The organism is Aeromonas sp. FDAARGOS 1414 (genome assembly GCF_019047065.1).
GTDB lineage: Bacteria > Pseudomonadota > Gammaproteobacteria > Enterobacterales > Aeromonadaceae > Aeromonas > Aeromonas veronii_A.
The window spans coordinates 1937195-1952298 of record NZ_CP077210.1; the positions used below are offsets into that span (position 1 = coordinate 1937195).

The 15104-nt window shown below is 59.9% G+C and carries 12 protein-coding genes; 5 read left to right on the forward strand and 7 right to left on the reverse strand.

The features are described 5' to 3' along the window. Positions 1 to 20: 20 nt before the first annotated feature. Both I6L44_RS08505 and I6L44_RS08510 read right to left on the reverse strand, forming a co-directional pair. The gene (locus tag I6L44_RS08505) at positions 21 to 680 is read right to left on the reverse strand and encodes a DedA family protein (RefSeq protein WP_005353037.1); all 660 of its coding nucleotides are present in this window, start codon (positions 678 to 680) and stop codon (positions 21 to 23) included. Positions 681 to 894: 214 nt separating this feature from the next. Continuing rightward, positions 895 to 2583 carry an FAD-dependent oxidoreductase gene (locus tag I6L44_RS08510; protein ID WP_005344666.1) on the reverse strand — a complete coding sequence of 563 codons (1689 nt, stop codon included), beginning with the start codon at positions 2581 to 2583 and terminating at the stop codon, positions 895 to 897. A gap of 135 nt (positions 2584 to 2718) precedes the next feature. Here I6L44_RS08510 and I6L44_RS08515 point away from each other — a divergent pair, with 135 nt between their 5' ends. From I6L44_RS08515 to I6L44_RS08525, 3 genes are all read left to right on the forward strand, one after another. Then, positions 2719 to 5655: an EAL domain-containing protein gene (locus I6L44_RS08515; protein WP_216954029.1), complete on the forward strand. Its 2937-nt coding sequence runs from the start codon at positions 2719 to 2721 to the stop codon at positions 5653 to 5655. Between the two features lie 65 nt (positions 5656 to 5720). Beyond that, positions 5721 to 6518: a pyruvate formate lyase 1-activating protein gene (gene pflA / locus I6L44_RS08520; RefSeq protein WP_005333994.1), complete on the forward strand. Its 798-nt coding sequence runs from the start codon at positions 5721 to 5723 to the stop codon at positions 6516 to 6518. 88 nt (positions 6519 to 6606) lie between these two features. Then, a complete protein-coding gene (locus I6L44_RS08525) occupies positions 6607 to 7248 on the forward strand; it encodes an energy-coupling factor ABC transporter permease (RefSeq protein WP_216954030.1) in 642 nt (213 codons plus the stop codon). An 84-nt stretch (positions 7249 to 7332) separates the two neighbouring features. Here I6L44_RS08525 and I6L44_RS08530 read toward each other — a convergent pair whose 3' ends face one another. Together I6L44_RS08530 and ycfP are read right to left on the reverse strand one after the other, a co-directional pair. Beyond that, positions 7333 to 8625: an NAD(P)/FAD-dependent oxidoreductase gene (locus I6L44_RS08530; protein ID WP_216954031.1), complete on the reverse strand. Its 1293-nt coding sequence runs from the start codon at positions 8623 to 8625 to the stop codon at positions 7333 to 7335. 74 nt (positions 8626 to 8699) lie between these two features. Further along, a complete protein-coding gene (gene ycfP, locus I6L44_RS08535) occupies positions 8700 to 9239 on the reverse strand; it encodes an alpha/beta hydrolase YcfP (RefSeq protein WP_005334000.1) in 540 nt (179 codons plus the stop codon). Between the two features lie 504 nt (positions 9240 to 9743). Between ycfP and I6L44_RS08540 the strand changes: the two genes are divergently transcribed. Next, entirely contained in the window at positions 9744 to 11150 is a 1407-nt protein-coding gene (locus I6L44_RS08540) for a nucleobase:cation symporter-2 family protein (protein WP_216954032.1), read from the forward strand. Between the two features lie 63 nt (positions 11151 to 11213). Here I6L44_RS08540 and I6L44_RS08545 read toward each other — a convergent pair whose 3' ends face one another. The 3 genes from I6L44_RS08545 to I6L44_RS08555 form a co-directional block, all read right to left on the reverse strand. Next, complete coding sequence (locus I6L44_RS08545) at positions 11214 to 13010, reverse strand: M3 family oligoendopeptidase (RefSeq protein ID WP_216954033.1); 1797 nt, start codon at positions 13008 to 13010, stop codon at positions 11214 to 11216. Between the two features lie 122 nt (positions 13011 to 13132). Continuing rightward, positions 13133 to 14053 carry a DUF808 domain-containing protein gene (locus I6L44_RS08550; RefSeq protein WP_216954034.1) on the reverse strand — a complete coding sequence of 307 codons (921 nt, stop codon included), beginning with the start codon at positions 14051 to 14053 and terminating at the stop codon, positions 13133 to 13135. A 1-nt stretch (position 14054) separates the two neighbouring features. Further along, positions 14055 to 14195, reverse strand: a complete 141-nt coding sequence (locus tag I6L44_RS08555) for a hypothetical protein (protein WP_167572119.1) — start codon at positions 14193 to 14195, stop codon at positions 14055 to 14057. A 252-nt stretch (positions 14196 to 14447) separates the two neighbouring features. On the opposite strand from I6L44_RS08555, the gene I6L44_RS08560 reads away from it, so the two are divergent. Beyond that, entirely contained in the window at positions 14448 to 15050 is a 603-nt protein-coding gene (locus tag I6L44_RS08560) for a DUF924 family protein (RefSeq protein WP_128814757.1), read from the forward strand. The last annotated feature ends 54 nt before the right edge of the window (positions 15051 to 15104 follow it).

Here is a 15104-nt window from a genome sequence, read left to right on the forward strand (position 1 = left end):
AGTGCGGCAAGGGTTGTCATCTAGTCGTGGCTGGTCTCGTTTTTTGCTCCGCCTTTGAACCAGCGAAACAGGATGGCCATGACGGCCGCCAGAAACAGCACCAGCGAGGTAATCAGCAGGGCCCGGGTCAACAGTTCGCTGTGGTGGAGGAAGAAGGGGGTATTCATCGCCAGTTTGCCCACCAAACTGAGGCAGAGCGCCCACATAAAGGCACTGGCAAAGCTGGCTACGCACATCCGCAGCACGCTCAGGCGGCCAATCCCCATCAGCATGGGGGTCAGCACCCGCACAAACGGGATAAAACGGGAGGAGAACATCGCCAGAAAACCGTACTTTTTCAGCAGCCGGGTCGCCTTGGGCAGGCTGTCGGGAGGCAACATCCGTTCGATATGATCCATAAAGCGGGTGCGCTGCAGTGCCCGTCCCTGCCAGTAGGCGAGCACGGAACCTATGCCAGCAGCCAACGGCAGATAGACAAGAGTCACTTCGGGGCCAAACACCCCCATGCCCACCAACCCACCGGCCAGCAGTACCAGGCTGTCCCCCGGCAGGGGCAGGAAGACGAATGCGGACTCCAGCAGCAGTACCAGCATCAGGCAACTGATCAGCAGGGGTACCGCCTGCATCTGAACCAGGGCGTCAAAATCCTGATGCCAAATGGCCATCAGCATATCCAGCATGTCACTCTCCCTACTACACGGTTCATCATGAACGAGGCTGGGGTTATAGCACCCATCCCCTGAACAAAACGTTAATTTTGTCCGGCACAGGAAATAAAGTGTGTCGAAATATTGCTGCAATTAGGGAATGCAAGGAGGGCGAAAAGCAGAAACAAAAAGCCCCTCATCTTGCACGCACAAGGGAGAGGGGCAAACAGGCACAGAAATAAAACGGTTACTCGGCGGTGGCCATCTGCCAGGTTTTGAAGCCGCCGGAGAGATTCTTCACTTTAAAGCCGTGTTGGCTCAGCAGGCGACAGGCGACATGGCCGCGCAGCCCGACCTGACAGCTGATCAGCAGCTCTTTCTCTTTGGGCAACTCATGGAGGCGACCACGCAACTCGTCGAGGGGGATATGCAGCGCCCCCGGAATCCGCCCCAGCTTGTCGAGCTCCGGGCCATTGCGCACATCCACCACCAGCTGATGGGGGTTACGAGCCTGCACCTCGGCCACGTGGCAGAGCAGGGTGTCCCCTTTCAGATGGTTGCTTGCCACAAAGCCCGCCATGTTGATCACATCCTTGGCCGATCCAAAGGGCGGCGCATAGGTGAGCTCCAGATCCTGCAGGTCAAACACGGTGAGACCGGCGCGCTGGGCCACCGCCAGCACGTCGATGCGCTTGTCGATGCCATCCTTGCCGATGGCCTGGGCACCGTAAATCTTGCCATCCGGGGCAAACAGCAGCTTGAGGCTGACCGGATGGGCACCCGGGTAGTAACCGGCGTGGCTGCCCGGATGGACATAGACCTTCTCGAACGGCAATCCCAGTTGCACCAGTCGCTTCTCGTTGAGGCCAGTGCTGGCCACCGCCAGATCGAACAGCTTGCAGATGGCGGTCCCTTGGGTCTTCTTGTAGGTTTCGCTTCGGCCCAGCATATTGTCGGCGGCGATGCGCCCCTGCCGGTTGGCCGGGCCCGCCAGCGGGATCAGCACAGATTCGCCGGTGACGAAGTCAATCTCTTCCACCGCATCCCCCACCGCATAGATGAAGGGATCCGAGGTACGCATCCCGGCATCCACCTTGATGCCGCCCCGTGGCCCCAGCTCCAGCCCCGCCTTGGCGGCGAGCAGTGTTTCCGGCTTGACGCCGATGGCGAGGATCAAGAGACCGGTATCAAGATGGGAACCGTCATTGAGGGTCAGGCGCAGGCCACCGCTTTTGGCTGTCGGTACGGCGGAGGTCTTCTCGGCAGGCAGATCCAGACTCTCGATGGCGGTGAGGCCGGTGCGCAGGCGCAGGTCGATCCCCTCTTCCCGGATGCGGGCATGGAGCATGTTGGCCATCTCCTTGTCCACCGGTGCCATCACCTGATCGGCCAGCTCCAGCAGGGTGACATCCAGCTTGCGCTGGTGCAGTGCCTCCATCATCTCCAGCCCGATAAAGCCGCCGCCCACCACGGTAACGTGGCGCGGCTGATCGTGATGCAGAGCCGCCAGAATGCGATCCATGTCCGGGATGTTGCGCAGGGTATAGACATGGGGGCTGTCGATACCGGGGAAGGGAGGACGGATCGGCGCCGCCCCCGGGCTCAGCAGCAGCACATCGTAATGCTCGCGCTGCTCTTCACCGGTTTGCAGGTTGCGCACCAGCAAGGTCTTGCCCGCCTTGTCGATCTCAATCACATCGTGGAAGACCCGCACATCGACGTTGAAACGGCGCTTGAAACTCTGGGGAGTCTGCAGCAGCAAGGCATCCCGGTCGGGGATATCGCCCCCGATGTGATAGGGCAGACCGCAGTTGGCGAAGCTGACAAACTCGCCCCGCTCGAACATCACGATCTCTGCCTCTTCACTCAAACGACGAGCACGAGCCGCCGCCGATGCGCCCCCCGCGACACCACCGATAATCAGGATCCGTTTCATCTGCAAGACTCCTCATACATGATAATGGGCAATAAATTAGACCTTTCTAATTTAGAATTCAATGAAATTTTGTTTCACACCATTTTGCAGTATTCTTGCAACCCCGACGGTTGCTTAACAGGATGTTGTTTGTTCATGTCGTCTACCGCACTCAGTCATCTACCTCCTGCCCTCCAGACGCCGCTCTTTTTCCGTCTGGATCTGCGCAGTCAACGGCTGGTCGCCCTGACCGACGTGATGCAAACCCCGCTCTACTGGCTCGACGAGCCGCGTGCCCCCTGGCCTGCCCAGCTGCCCGATGCCCTGCGCCTGCCCATCGAACAACTGCTGGCCAACGGCCATGGCGGCAAGATCACCGTGCGCTTTGCCAGCCAGCTCTGGCACATCGCCCTCGCTCACGAGCAGGATGGCTTCTGGCTCATCTGTCTGCAGAACCTTCGCCAGGAGCCCATCGCCGATCTGGCATTGCAACTGCCGCGCCTCAGCCAGATGGCGAGCCAGCAACAGTATGCGCCCCTGCTCGAGGCCCTTAAAGAGAGCTTGGGGGCCGATCGGCTCATTCTCTGGCACTATCAGGCCAATGGCGATCTCGGCAGCGAGCAACTCACCCCGGTGTTCACCCTGGGGGTCGAGGCGCTCTACCCCATTCGCGGTGACAGCCGCTATATCCGCGCCCTGCGTACCCGCAAAGCGTTGAGCTTCTCGGAGGCCGCCCACCAGCCGATGCTGAGCAATCACCTCTATCTGACCAGTGCCGGTGTGCGCTCACGCCTCGATGGTGCCCTGCTGGAGCAGGACAAGCTGTTCGGGGTGCTGAGTCTGGAGTATCTCGATCCCACCCCGCTTAGCGAGGAGATGTTGCAACTAGTGCGCAGCAGCGCCCAGCTGCTCGGCCACTGGCAACCACAGTGCGAAGAGCAGGAGGGGGAAGCAAGTTTGCCTGCCGAGCTAAGCCAACTGACCGGTATGAGTTACTGCAAGACGCTGATCCGCTGGGCCATGAGCCTTAGTGGTGCCCGCGCCGGCTGGCTCGGCGAGTTCCAGCCCCGCGGTCAGGAGCTCTGGATCATTCCCCGCTGCGTATTTAACGGGGAGCTCTTCTCCACCCTCAAACCCATCCAGCTAGAGCAAGGTCCCGCTTTGGAGCTGTTCCAGCACGGTCAGGCCATCTATGTCGAAAACCTGGCACTGCGTTACCCCAAGGCAACCCGGCTGCTGGCCCTCAAGGCCGACATTTATATCGGTATCCCGCTTCATGACCAGCACGGTACCGTCATGGGGCAGATCACCCTGCTGCTCGACGCTCCGCTGAAAAAGCCCGAGCTCCTGCTGGCTCTGTTGAGCAGCCAGCACGAGCGGGCCGCCATCGAGCTGCAACGCCTCGCCGCCGACGACGCCCTGCGGCTGGCGGAAGTGGCCTTCAATACCCACGATGGACTGATCGTGATGGATCACAACGGCATCATCCTCAAGGTCAACCACTCCTTCAGCCGGATCACCGGCTTTGGCGAGGTAGAGGTGCTCGGCCACTCCATTCGCAAGCTGCGCCCCACCTACTTCGGTGATCACCTCAAGGAGGATGTCAGTCGCGCCGTCAACGAGCAGGCGTTCTGGCTCGGGGAAGAGCGCTGTCTGCACAAGGATGGGCACCTCTTTCCGGTGCGCTTGATGGTGAACGGTGTCAAGGATGAGCAGGGAGAACTGAGCCACTTTATCTGCAGCTTCTACGACATCACCCGGGAGAAGGAAGCAGCCAGACACATCGAGCAGCTCGCCTATTACGACGATCTCTGTGGCCTGCACAACCGACGCAGTCTCAACCATATTCTGCAGCAGACCCTGAGCGAGCCAAACAGCCAATGGGGCGCCCTGCTGCTGGTGGATCTGGACAACTTCAAGTCGATCAACGACTCTCTCGGCCACGCCTGCGGCGATCTACTGCTGCAGGCCGTGGTACAGCGTTTCAGGGATCTGCCCCAGGACAATCTGGTACAAGCGCGCATCTCTGGGGATGAATTTGCCCTGCTCTTTACCCAGCTCGGACAAGGGGAAGTCACAGCCAAAATACTGGCAGAGCACTTCGCCCGCGAGCTGATGGGGCTGTTTCGCACCCCGTTCGACATCGGCGATCACAAGCTGCACTGCAGCGCTTCGGTGGGGATCAGTCTCTTTTCCGGTAACGGAATGGATCACCTCACCCTGATGCAACAGGCCGACACCGCCACCCACATGGCCAAGCGGGCCGGTCAGGGCCACTACGTCTTCTTTACCGAGGCAATGGCCCAGCAGGAGAAGAACCGCCTGACCCTTACCAATGAGCTGCGCGATGCCCTGCGTCATCACGAGCTGCAGTTGCATTATCAACCACAATACCGGGTCGACAATGGTTCACTGTCGGGTATCGAGGCGCTGCTGCGCTGGCAGCGCAGCGACGGCACCATGGTGCCACCCGGGGAGTTTATTCCCATCGCCGAAGAGACCAGCCTGATCCTCGAGATCGGCTACTGGGTGATGAAGACCGCCTGCGCCCAGTACAGCTTCTGGCTCAACCGTGGCCTGCAGATCCCCCATCTGTCGGTCAACGTCAGTGCCCGCCAGTTCCACACCCAGGGCTTCGTACAACAAGTGGAGTACATTCTGCGCGACACCGGTGTGCCCCCTTCCCGCCTGCTGCTGGAGGTAACCGAATCGGTAGTCTTGGAGAATCGGCAGGAGAGTATTGCCAGAATGCGCCAGCTCAAGGAGCTCGGCATCCTCATCTCCATCGACGACTTCGGCACCGGCTACTCGTCGCTGGCTTACCTGCGGGATCTGCCCGCCGACGAGGTGAAACTGGACAGAAGCTTCATTCAGACCCTGGTGCACAGCGAACAGGACAGGGCTATCGTCAAGGCTATCCTCGATCTGGCCCAGGTATTCCGCTTTACCGTCACTGCCGAAGGGGTGGAAGAGGAGGCGCAACTGGCCATCCTCAAAACCTTGGGATGCCAGCATTATCAAGGGTATCTCACCAGTCGGCCGCTCACCGTCAAGGGGCTGGAGCAGCTGCTTGGCAGCCGGGCGGCGGACTAAAGGTGTAGGATCAATAGGGGTTTATGTAATAAAATAACGGCCTGCTCGAATCGTTGGAGTTGTTTATGTCTGTCATTAATCGGATCCCTGCCGTTGAAATCAGCCAGCCAGCCGGAGCTCACGGCACCGTTGGCCGGATCCATTCCGTCGAAACCTGCGGCACTGTCGATGGTCCGGGGATACGCTTTATCGTATTCATGCAAGGCTGCCTGATGCGCTGCAAGTACTGCCACAACCGTGATACCTGGGATACCGAGGGTGGTCGCGAAGTGACCGTACCGGAGTTGATGAGTGACATCACCAGCTATCGCCACTTCATGAATGCCTCCGGTGGCGGTGTGACAGCGTCCGGCGGTGAAGCCATGCTGCAACCGGCCTTCATTACCGAACTCTTTACCGCCTGCAAAGAGAAAGGGATCCACACCTGTCTCGACACCAACGGCTTCGTCCGTCATCTCGACGAACAGGTGGACAAGCTGCTCGACCAGACCGATCTGGTGCTGCTCGATATCAAACAGATCAATGACGAGAAACACATTCCGCTGACCCACGTCAGCAACAGATATACCCTGGAGTTTGCCCGCTATCTGGCGGCCAAAGGCAAGACCATGTGGATCCGCTACGTGGTGGTGCCGACCTGGAGCGACGACGACGAGAGCGCCGAAGGGCTGGGCCAGTTTATCGCCGAGCTGGGCGAGAGCGTGGAGAAGGTGGAGCTGCTCCCCTACCATGAGCTCGGCAAACACAAGTGGGATGTGCTGGGCGACCCGTACGAGCTGAGCGGGATCAAGCCCCCCAGCAAGGAGACCATGGAACGGGTCAAGGGCATCCTCGGCAAGTACCACAACAACGTCAAATATTGATGGTAAAAGCAGGCTGATTCGTCAGCCTGCTCTGCTATGGGGCGGTCGGGAAGGCCACCCTGACTTTACTGCATGAATGGACGACAAGATGAGTGAAGGACAACTCGCCGCCCTCCTGATCTGGCTGGTACTGCTGGCGTTCAGCCTGCGCAGCTCCCTGTGGCAGACCCTCCATGACAACCCCCTCTATCAGCACCTGTTGCTGGGGAGTGCCATCGCGCTGGTGCCGCTCTGGTATCTAAGGGCCGGTCTGCATGAGGGGCTGGAGGTCCATTTTCTCGGGCTCACCACCCTCACCCTGCTGCTGGGCTGGCGGCTGGCACTGCTCGCCCCCTGTCTGACCCTGCTGGTGCTCGGTTACTTCGGTGTCACCAATATGGCCGATTTTGGCTGGCAGGCACTGGTGGGCATCGCCCTGCCGGTGGCCACCAGCTGGCTGCTGTTTCTGGCCAGCTGGGCCTGGCTGCCACGCCATCTCTTTGTCTATATCTTCGTGGCCGCCTTTCTCGGCGGCGCCCTCACCATCTCGGTCAAGGTGGTAGCCAGTGCGTTGCTGATGGGGCTGAGTCACAGCTACCCCTGGCACACCATCACGGCGGATTACCTCTCCATCTGGCCACTGCTGCTGTTCCCCGAAGCCCTGCTCAACGGCATGGCGATGACGGTGCTGGCCATCTACCGCCCTCACTGGGTCAATACCTTCTTCGACCGCACCTATCTGGGCAAGTAACGCTCTCTTTCCTGATCTGCGCCCATAAAAAAGGAGAGGCCATCGCCTCTCCTTTTGGTATTCAACATGGTGCCAAATCCCGGCTTAGTGCAGCTTCAGGGTCGGGCGCAGTACCCGGTTGATGCGACCCACCAGCATGATGAGGCCGGTCTTGACGTAGCCGTGCAGGGCGATCTGATGCATCCGGTAGAGGGAGATGTAAACCAGACGGGCAATGTAGCCTTCCACCATCATGGATCCGCGCATCAGGTTACCCATCAGGCTGCCCACGGTGGAGAAGCGGCTGAGGGAGACCAGCGAACCGTGGTCGTGGTAGAGGTAGGGCTTCATCTCGCCGCCGTTCATCTTGGCCAGAATGTTCTTGAATGCCTGGCTGGCCATCTGGTGGGCAGACTGGGCGCGCGGCGGCACGAACTTGCCATCCGGCTGCGGGCAGGCGGCGCAGTCACCGATAACGAAGATGTTCTCGTCACGGGTGGTCTGCAGAGTCTCTTTCACCACCAGCTGGTTGATACGGTTGGTCTCAAGACCGGCGATATCCTTCATAAAGTCAGGCGCCTTGATACCGGCCGCCCACACCATCAGGTCAGCTTCAATCAGCTCGCCATCCTTGGTGTGCAGACCATCGGCGGTCGCCTCGGTGATCATGGTGGCGGTACGCACGTCCACACCCAGCTTGACCAGCTCCTGATGGGCGGCGCCGCTGATGCGCTCCGGCAGAGCCGGCAGAATGCGCGGGCCCGCTTCCACCAGCGTCACCTTCAGACTGTCGGTGGTGAGGTTCTTGAAGCCGTAGGCATAGAGCTGCTCGACCGCGTTGTAGAGCTCGGCAGAGAGCTCGACGCCGGTGGCGCCGCCGCCAACGATGGCAATCTTCACCTTGTCGCCCGGCTTATATTCGGTGGCGAACTGCAGGAAGCGGTTCATCATGCTGTTGTGGAAGCGGTGCGCTTGGGAGGGGCTATCCAGGAAGATGCAGTGATCCTTGATGCCCTTGGTGTTGAAGTCATTGGAGACAGAACCGATGGCCATCACCAGATAGTCGTAGGGCAGCTCGCGCTCGTTGACCACGATGTCGCCATTGTCGTCGTGGATCGGGGCCAGCACGATGCGTTTCTCGTCGCGCTTGATGTCGGTCAGGGTGCCGAGCTGGAAGTCGAAACCGTGGTTCTTGGCGTGAGACTGGTAGCTCAGGGCATCGATGCCCGCATCCATGGATCCAGTGGCTACTTCGTGCAGCAAGGGTTTCCACAGGTGGGTGCGGTTGCGATCGACCAGAGTGATCTTGGCCTTGTTCTTTTTGCCAAGCTTGCGACCCAGACTGGTAGCAAGCTCCAGGCCACCGGCGCCGCCGCCTACAACGACAATATTCATCATGATGATTTTCCTCGGTTCCTCAAAACGAAAGGGAGCCATTGGCTCCCTAAAACGAAATCGGTCGACGTGATGGATCAGGCTTCTTTGAAGGCCTTCATCCGCTGTAGATGATGCGAGATATTTTTGAACTTATGAGTCTCGCGCTCATCCCACACGATGTCGTAATAGTTCTTCAATTCACGTTCAGTGTCCCGATTATCGCGCACTTCATCCTGAACGGAAAGGATACACAGGCAGTTTCCTGAATTTTTCTTACGAAATTCAGTTACACACTTGGTACCGATATCGTCATATTCTTCCGGCCGGTCGATCTTGCCCTGCATGTTCTCTTCTGGGTGCAGGTTGGGGTTGAAGATCACCTGGCGAATGCCGCACAGAAAGCCGATCCGTTCGCTCCAGTAGCCACCAAGTCCGACACCGCAGATCAGTGGTTTGGGATCGGTACTCATATCGAGCTGTTTTTTCACTTCCTTGAGCAGATGGCTCATATCATGACGGGGGTGAACCGTGCTGTAGTGCACGAAACGCACATCATCATCAATAAACTGCAACTGCAGCACTTTCTCGTGATTGCCGGGGCTGGTGGCATCAAAGCCATGCAGATAGATGATCATGGATAAGACCTCAGGAACTGTGTCGGTTTTATCGAAACTACCCCAGCGGCTGCCCCGCGCGCCACCAAAACATCCAACTTTCTTGCTTTGGATCACGCCCCCGCCCCCGATTGCGCCTTGTGACCCGCGAGCGCTGTCACATGCAGGGGGGCGCATTGCGAGCAACGCTCTGGTGCCTGGCTATCAAAGTGAGATCGCCAGACCGATAATGATAAATCCCTTACCAATCTGAGATGCCCCACCTCCTTCCCCTGCCAACAGCCGGACACTTATCTGGCCGGTATGTGACTCATCCCGCAAAAACAAGGCGTTATCGCCAAACGTTTTCGCTCATGAGCGGCATTGTGCATGTTTTGTGCACTGACCCGTGCTGCACCGGATCCCTCTCACCACTGCAAAGGGATCTGGCACGTCAGTCAATACACGAGATCAATGACCGGGAAAGCTGCGGCTTTCACTATCTTGCCTGTAGCAGTTGCGCGGGCTTCAAGGAGTGATCTGTTCATGAACGAGACCAACCCCCCCTCCCCCCGACCGGGCACGCGCAAGCGCCCGGTGGATGAAGTGGAGCGCATGCTCCCCATGGGCCAACTCTTTACCTTGGGCCTGCAACATGTGCTGGTGATGTACGCCGGCGCCGTGGCGGTGCCGTTGGTGATCGGCGGCAGTCTGGGGCTGCCCAAGGAGCAGATCTCCTACCTTATCAGTTCGGATCTCTTCTGCTGCGGTATCGTCACCCTGTTGCAATGTGTCGGGATTGGCCGCTTTGCCGGGATCCGGCTGCCGGTCATCATGTCGGTCACCTTTGCCGCCGTGATGCCGATGCTGGCCATCGGAGCCAACCCGGATCTGGGGCTGACGGGCATCTTCGGCGCCACCATCGCCGCCGGTATCATCTCGACCCTGCTAGTGCCGCTGATAGGTCGGCTGATGCCGCTCTTCCCCACCGTAGTGACCGGGGTGGTTATCACCTCCATCGGGATCAGCATCATGCAGGTGGGGATCGACTGGATGGCGGGGGGCAAGGGCAATCCGGAATATGGCAGCCTGCGCTACATCGGCACCAGCTTTGTGGTGCTCGTCTTTATCCTGCTGGTGACCCGCTTCACCAAGGGCTTTTTCAGCAATATTTCGGTGCTGCTCGGGATCATCTTCGGCTTCGTGGTGGCCATCGCCATGGGCGAAGTGAGCCTCGACGGCCTCGGCGAGGCAGCCTGGTTTGCCCCCATAGTACCGTTCGCCTTTGGTTGGCCCACCTTCGATCCCATCTCCATCGCCACTCTGACGGTGATCATGCTCATCACCTTTATCGAATCCATGGGGATGTTTCTGGCCCTTGGCGACATCGTCGGCCATCCGGCCAGGCGCGGTGATATCGTGCGCGGGCTGCGGGTGGATGGCATAGGCACCATTATTGGTGGGATCTTCAACAGCTTCCCCCACACATCGTTCTCCCAGAATATCGGTCTGGTGAGCGTGACCGGAGTATCGAGTCGCTGGGTCTGCGTGATGTCGGGGGGGATCCTGCTTGCCTTTGGCCTCATCCCCAAGATGTCGGTGCTGGTCGCCTCCATCCCGCCCTTCGTGCTGGGGGGCGCCGGTATCGTCATGTTCGGCATGGTGCTGGCAACCGGCATTCGCATCCTGGCGCGCACCGATTACAACAGCAACCGTCACAACCTCTATATCGTCGCCATCAGTCTTGGAATTGGCATGATCCCGACGGTCTCCGGGAATTTTTTCCAGCAGCTTCCGGCGCAGCTACAACCGCTTTTTCATAGCGGTATTCTGTTGGCCACCATCAGCTCGGTGCTGCTCAACCTCTTCTTCAACGGCTATCAGCCAGATCTGACTCACCAGACCCGTCCACTGTTCGTTGGTCCCATCAAACCGCAACAAAAGCAGGCATAACAAACAGGCCCCCGGACAGCGAGACTGTCCGGGGGCCTGTTGTTCATATCACCGCTGACCCAATCAGGCAGGCAACTGCGTGAAGCGCTCTACCGCCTGCGCTACTTGTGCCAGACTCCCCTGCCAGAAGGCGGCCTCACGGATATCCTGCCCCAGATGCTTGGCTACCAGATCTTCGGCACTCATCCGGCCAGTATCGCGCAGCAAGGCGCGATACGCCTCGGCCACGCCCTCTTCCCCCGCCGCCTTGCGGCTCATCAACTGCTGATAGACCCCGAGGCTGAACAGATAACCGAACAGATAGGGGTAATTGTAAAAGCCCAGCCCCGCGATGGAGAAGTGCGCCTTGGCCGCCCAGAACATGGGATGATAGCGGGTCAGGCTCCCCTCATACCAACGCCCCCACGCCTCGTCAGTCAACGCCTTGAGTCGCTCTGCCGACACATAACCCTGCGCCCGCTCGGCCACCAGCGCCCGCTCGAAATCGAAGCGGGCCGGAATATTGACCAGGAAGGTGGCTGCGCCATCGGCCTCCGCCCAGGCGATGGCCAACTGCTCTTCGGGACTTTCTGCCTGCTCGAACAGGGCGCTGCGCACCAGGGTTTCGGCGAAGATGGAGGCCGTTTCGGCCAGCGTCATGGGATAGCTGCGCTGACTCATCGGCAGATCGCGGATCACCCAGTTGTGCCAGGCGTGACCCAGCTCATGGGCCAGAGTGATGACGTTGTCCATGGTGCCGGCATAGGTGACGAAGACCCGCGGCTCGACCGGTTCGGCAAACTTGGTGCAGTAGGCGCCGGTGCGGCGATTTGGCGTGGGCGCCGCATCAATCCACCCCCTCTCGGCCATCATGCGGGCAAATGCCCCCATCTCGGGATCGAAACGGCTAAAGGCATCGGCAATCAACTCGATCGCCTCATCAAAAGGAATGTCGCGGCTGCTGGAAGCAGGCGGCGGCGCAAAGAGATCCTCCGGCCCCAGATCGTCGAGACCAAGGCGCTCGGCCATCAGCTCCAGCGCCCGCTGGCCCAACCCACGGGCTCGCCAGGTTTCGCTCATCAGGGCATCGAGGGTGGCACGCTCGATATGGCTCTGGTGGCAGGAGAGATCCAGCTCATCGAGCAAACGGGTGTTGCCACGCTGACGGGCCAGCTCCAGCCGCCAGCCGTTGATGGCATTGAGGATGGCGGCGACCGTCTCCTGCTCATCTTCCCAGCCAGCACTGATGGCATCAAACGCCTCAAGGCGCAATGCCCGCACCGGGCTGGAGAGCAGATTGCTCGCCTCGGCCAGCCCCATCTCGCGGCCATCAATGGTTAACCGGATCTTGCCCACCAGATCGTTGTAGAGGTTGCCCCAGGCGTGCAGGCCATCGGTGCCCAGACCGATCACCAGTTGCTCCGCCTCCACCGGCAGGCGCTGATCCTGCAAACGACGCTCGTGGCGCAGGCGGTACGCCTCCTCACCGAGCAGCGGATCCACCATCAGCGCGGCGAATTCCTCTTCCGGCAACGCCAGCATCAGATCTTCCACCGGCGCGAGCGTCTTGAACAGATCGGCATTAAGGGCGCGGGCACGGGACGCCAGCTGTTTGGCCTGCGGATCCCGCGCATCCTGACTGCCACGGCAGGCGGCCAGAATGGCGACGTTCCAGCCGATATGGCGAATATCACGGGCGCGCAGCCGCACTTCCCGCAAGAAATCCTGCAGCGCTGCGTCATCGCCGCGCACCCCGTCCAGACCCGCCATATAGCTGGCCAGCTCTTCCAGCGCGTGGCGGGCGGCGCGCATGTCCGCTTCCAGCTCTGGGCTGTCGAGGCCCGGGTAGATATGGTCATTATTCCACTGTTGTTGATACATAACTTCTCGCAAAGGCCTTTCTCGGGAGGCGCAGCAGACCTGCGGGCAGCAAGTCCGACACCGGGCAGCCCGAAGGCCAAAAAATGAAGAGAGGAAAAAGAGAAAATGGCCCGCAAGCTCGCTTATCCCTTGGCCGGAGCAAGACGGCTCACCAGCGTCATCACGGCAACCAGCAGCAGGCCCGCCACCACACCGGCCACGGCGTTGAGCAGCGTCGGCGTCACCGCCGCCAGTACGGCCCCTACTGTGGGCAGGGTGGCGACAACAGCGGCTGCCCCTTTAATCAGGTGATGAGCAAAAGGCCAGCCATGCACCAGAATGCCACCACCCACCATAAACATGGCAATGGTGCCGACCAGTGCCAGCAGGTGCATCAGACGAGGCGCCGTCACCAACAGTCCCTGCCCCACAGCGCGGCGCAAGGCGCTGCCATCGGGCTTTTGCAGCAGATGCAGACCGATGTCATCGAGCTTGACGATCAGCCCCACCAACCCGTAGACCCCAATGGTCATCAGCAGGGCGATGCCCGCCACTACCGAGAGCTGCAGCGCGAGGCTTGCTCCCTGTACCGTGCCAAGGGCGATGACGATGATCTCGGCAGAGAGAATAAAATCGGTGCGGATCGCTCCCTTCACCTTCTGCTGCTCAAACGCCACCAGATCATCGGGAATGGGGGCTGTGTGTGCCTCACCCTCACTCACTTCATGGGGCAGGAACTTGTGGGCCAGCTTCTCGGCCCCCTCAAAGCAGAGGTAGGCACCTCCCAGCATCAAGAGCGGCGTGATAAGCCAGGGCACCAGGGCACTGATGGCGATGGCGGCGGGCACCAGAATCAGCTTGTTGCGAAATGACCCCTTGGCCACCGCCCACACCACCGGCAGCTCCCGCTCGGCACGCACTCCGGAAACCTGCTCCGCGTTGAGGGCGAGATCGTCGCCCAACACCCCGGCGGTCTTCTTCGCCGCCATCTTGGTCATCAGCGCCACGTCATCAAGCACGCTGGCGATATCATCGAGCAGGGCCAACAAACTGGTTCCAGCCATATCAAAGATCCCTTATATCAGTGAGAAACGTCTTCCCGAAAAATGTCTCGCGCTTGTTCACCACGAACTTGGTCATCAGCGCCACATCATCAAGCACGCTGGCGATATCATCGAGCAGGGCCAACAAACTGGTTCCGGCCATATCAAAGATTCCTTATATCAGTGAGAACAGCCCCCGGGAGAGAGGTTTACGTCCCGATAACCACCTGGGTCAACAGGACCACCTCATGGCGATCGCAGGCCATCATCGGCCGAGCCAAGAATTCGGCGCTCGCCATCAGGGGGTTACGTCTTTCGGGCAAAAGATGGCACAGTGTAACGAGAAGCCGCCGTTTCGGCAGCACCCCTGAGCCATTTGTTCCTGGTTCCCTCTGAATCACCTCAAGGAGTTCCCATGCAACCCTGGCAACCTCTGCTCGATCTCTGGTTTGGCGACGAGGCCGATGACGTCCTGCGGGCCACACGGCAAGCCCCGCTCTGGTGGGGAAAAAGCAGCGAAACGGATGCCCTGCTGGCCAGCCGCTTTGGCGAGCTGGCAGAGGCCGCAGCCAAGGGCAGTCTCGCCCACTGGGCCGATCTCCCCAGCGGTAGGCTGGCGCTGATCCTGCTGCTCGACCAGCTGCCCCGCAATATCCATCGCGGCACGCCTGCGGCCTTTGCCCAGGATCCGCTGGCCAGGGATCTCTGCCTGAAAGGGCTATCCATCGGGGCGGATAAATCCCTCTCACCACTGGAGCGGGTCTTCTTCTATCTGCCGCTGGAACATGCTGAATCCCGCGAACAGCAGGCCAGAAGTGTGGCCCTGTTCGAGGCACTGGCTGCCGAGCAGGCTGGCACACCGGCGCAGGCGACCTTTGCCGGATTTGCCGACTTTGCCCGTCGTCATCAGGTGATCATCGAACGCTTTGGCCGCTTCCCCCACCGCAACGACATACTCGGTCGCACCAGCACACCGGAAGAGGCGGCATTTTTGCAGCAACCGGGCTCAGGCTTCTAAGCAGGCCATATAAAAAATTCCCGCCAGCTAGTTGGCGGGGATAGCGTATGGATA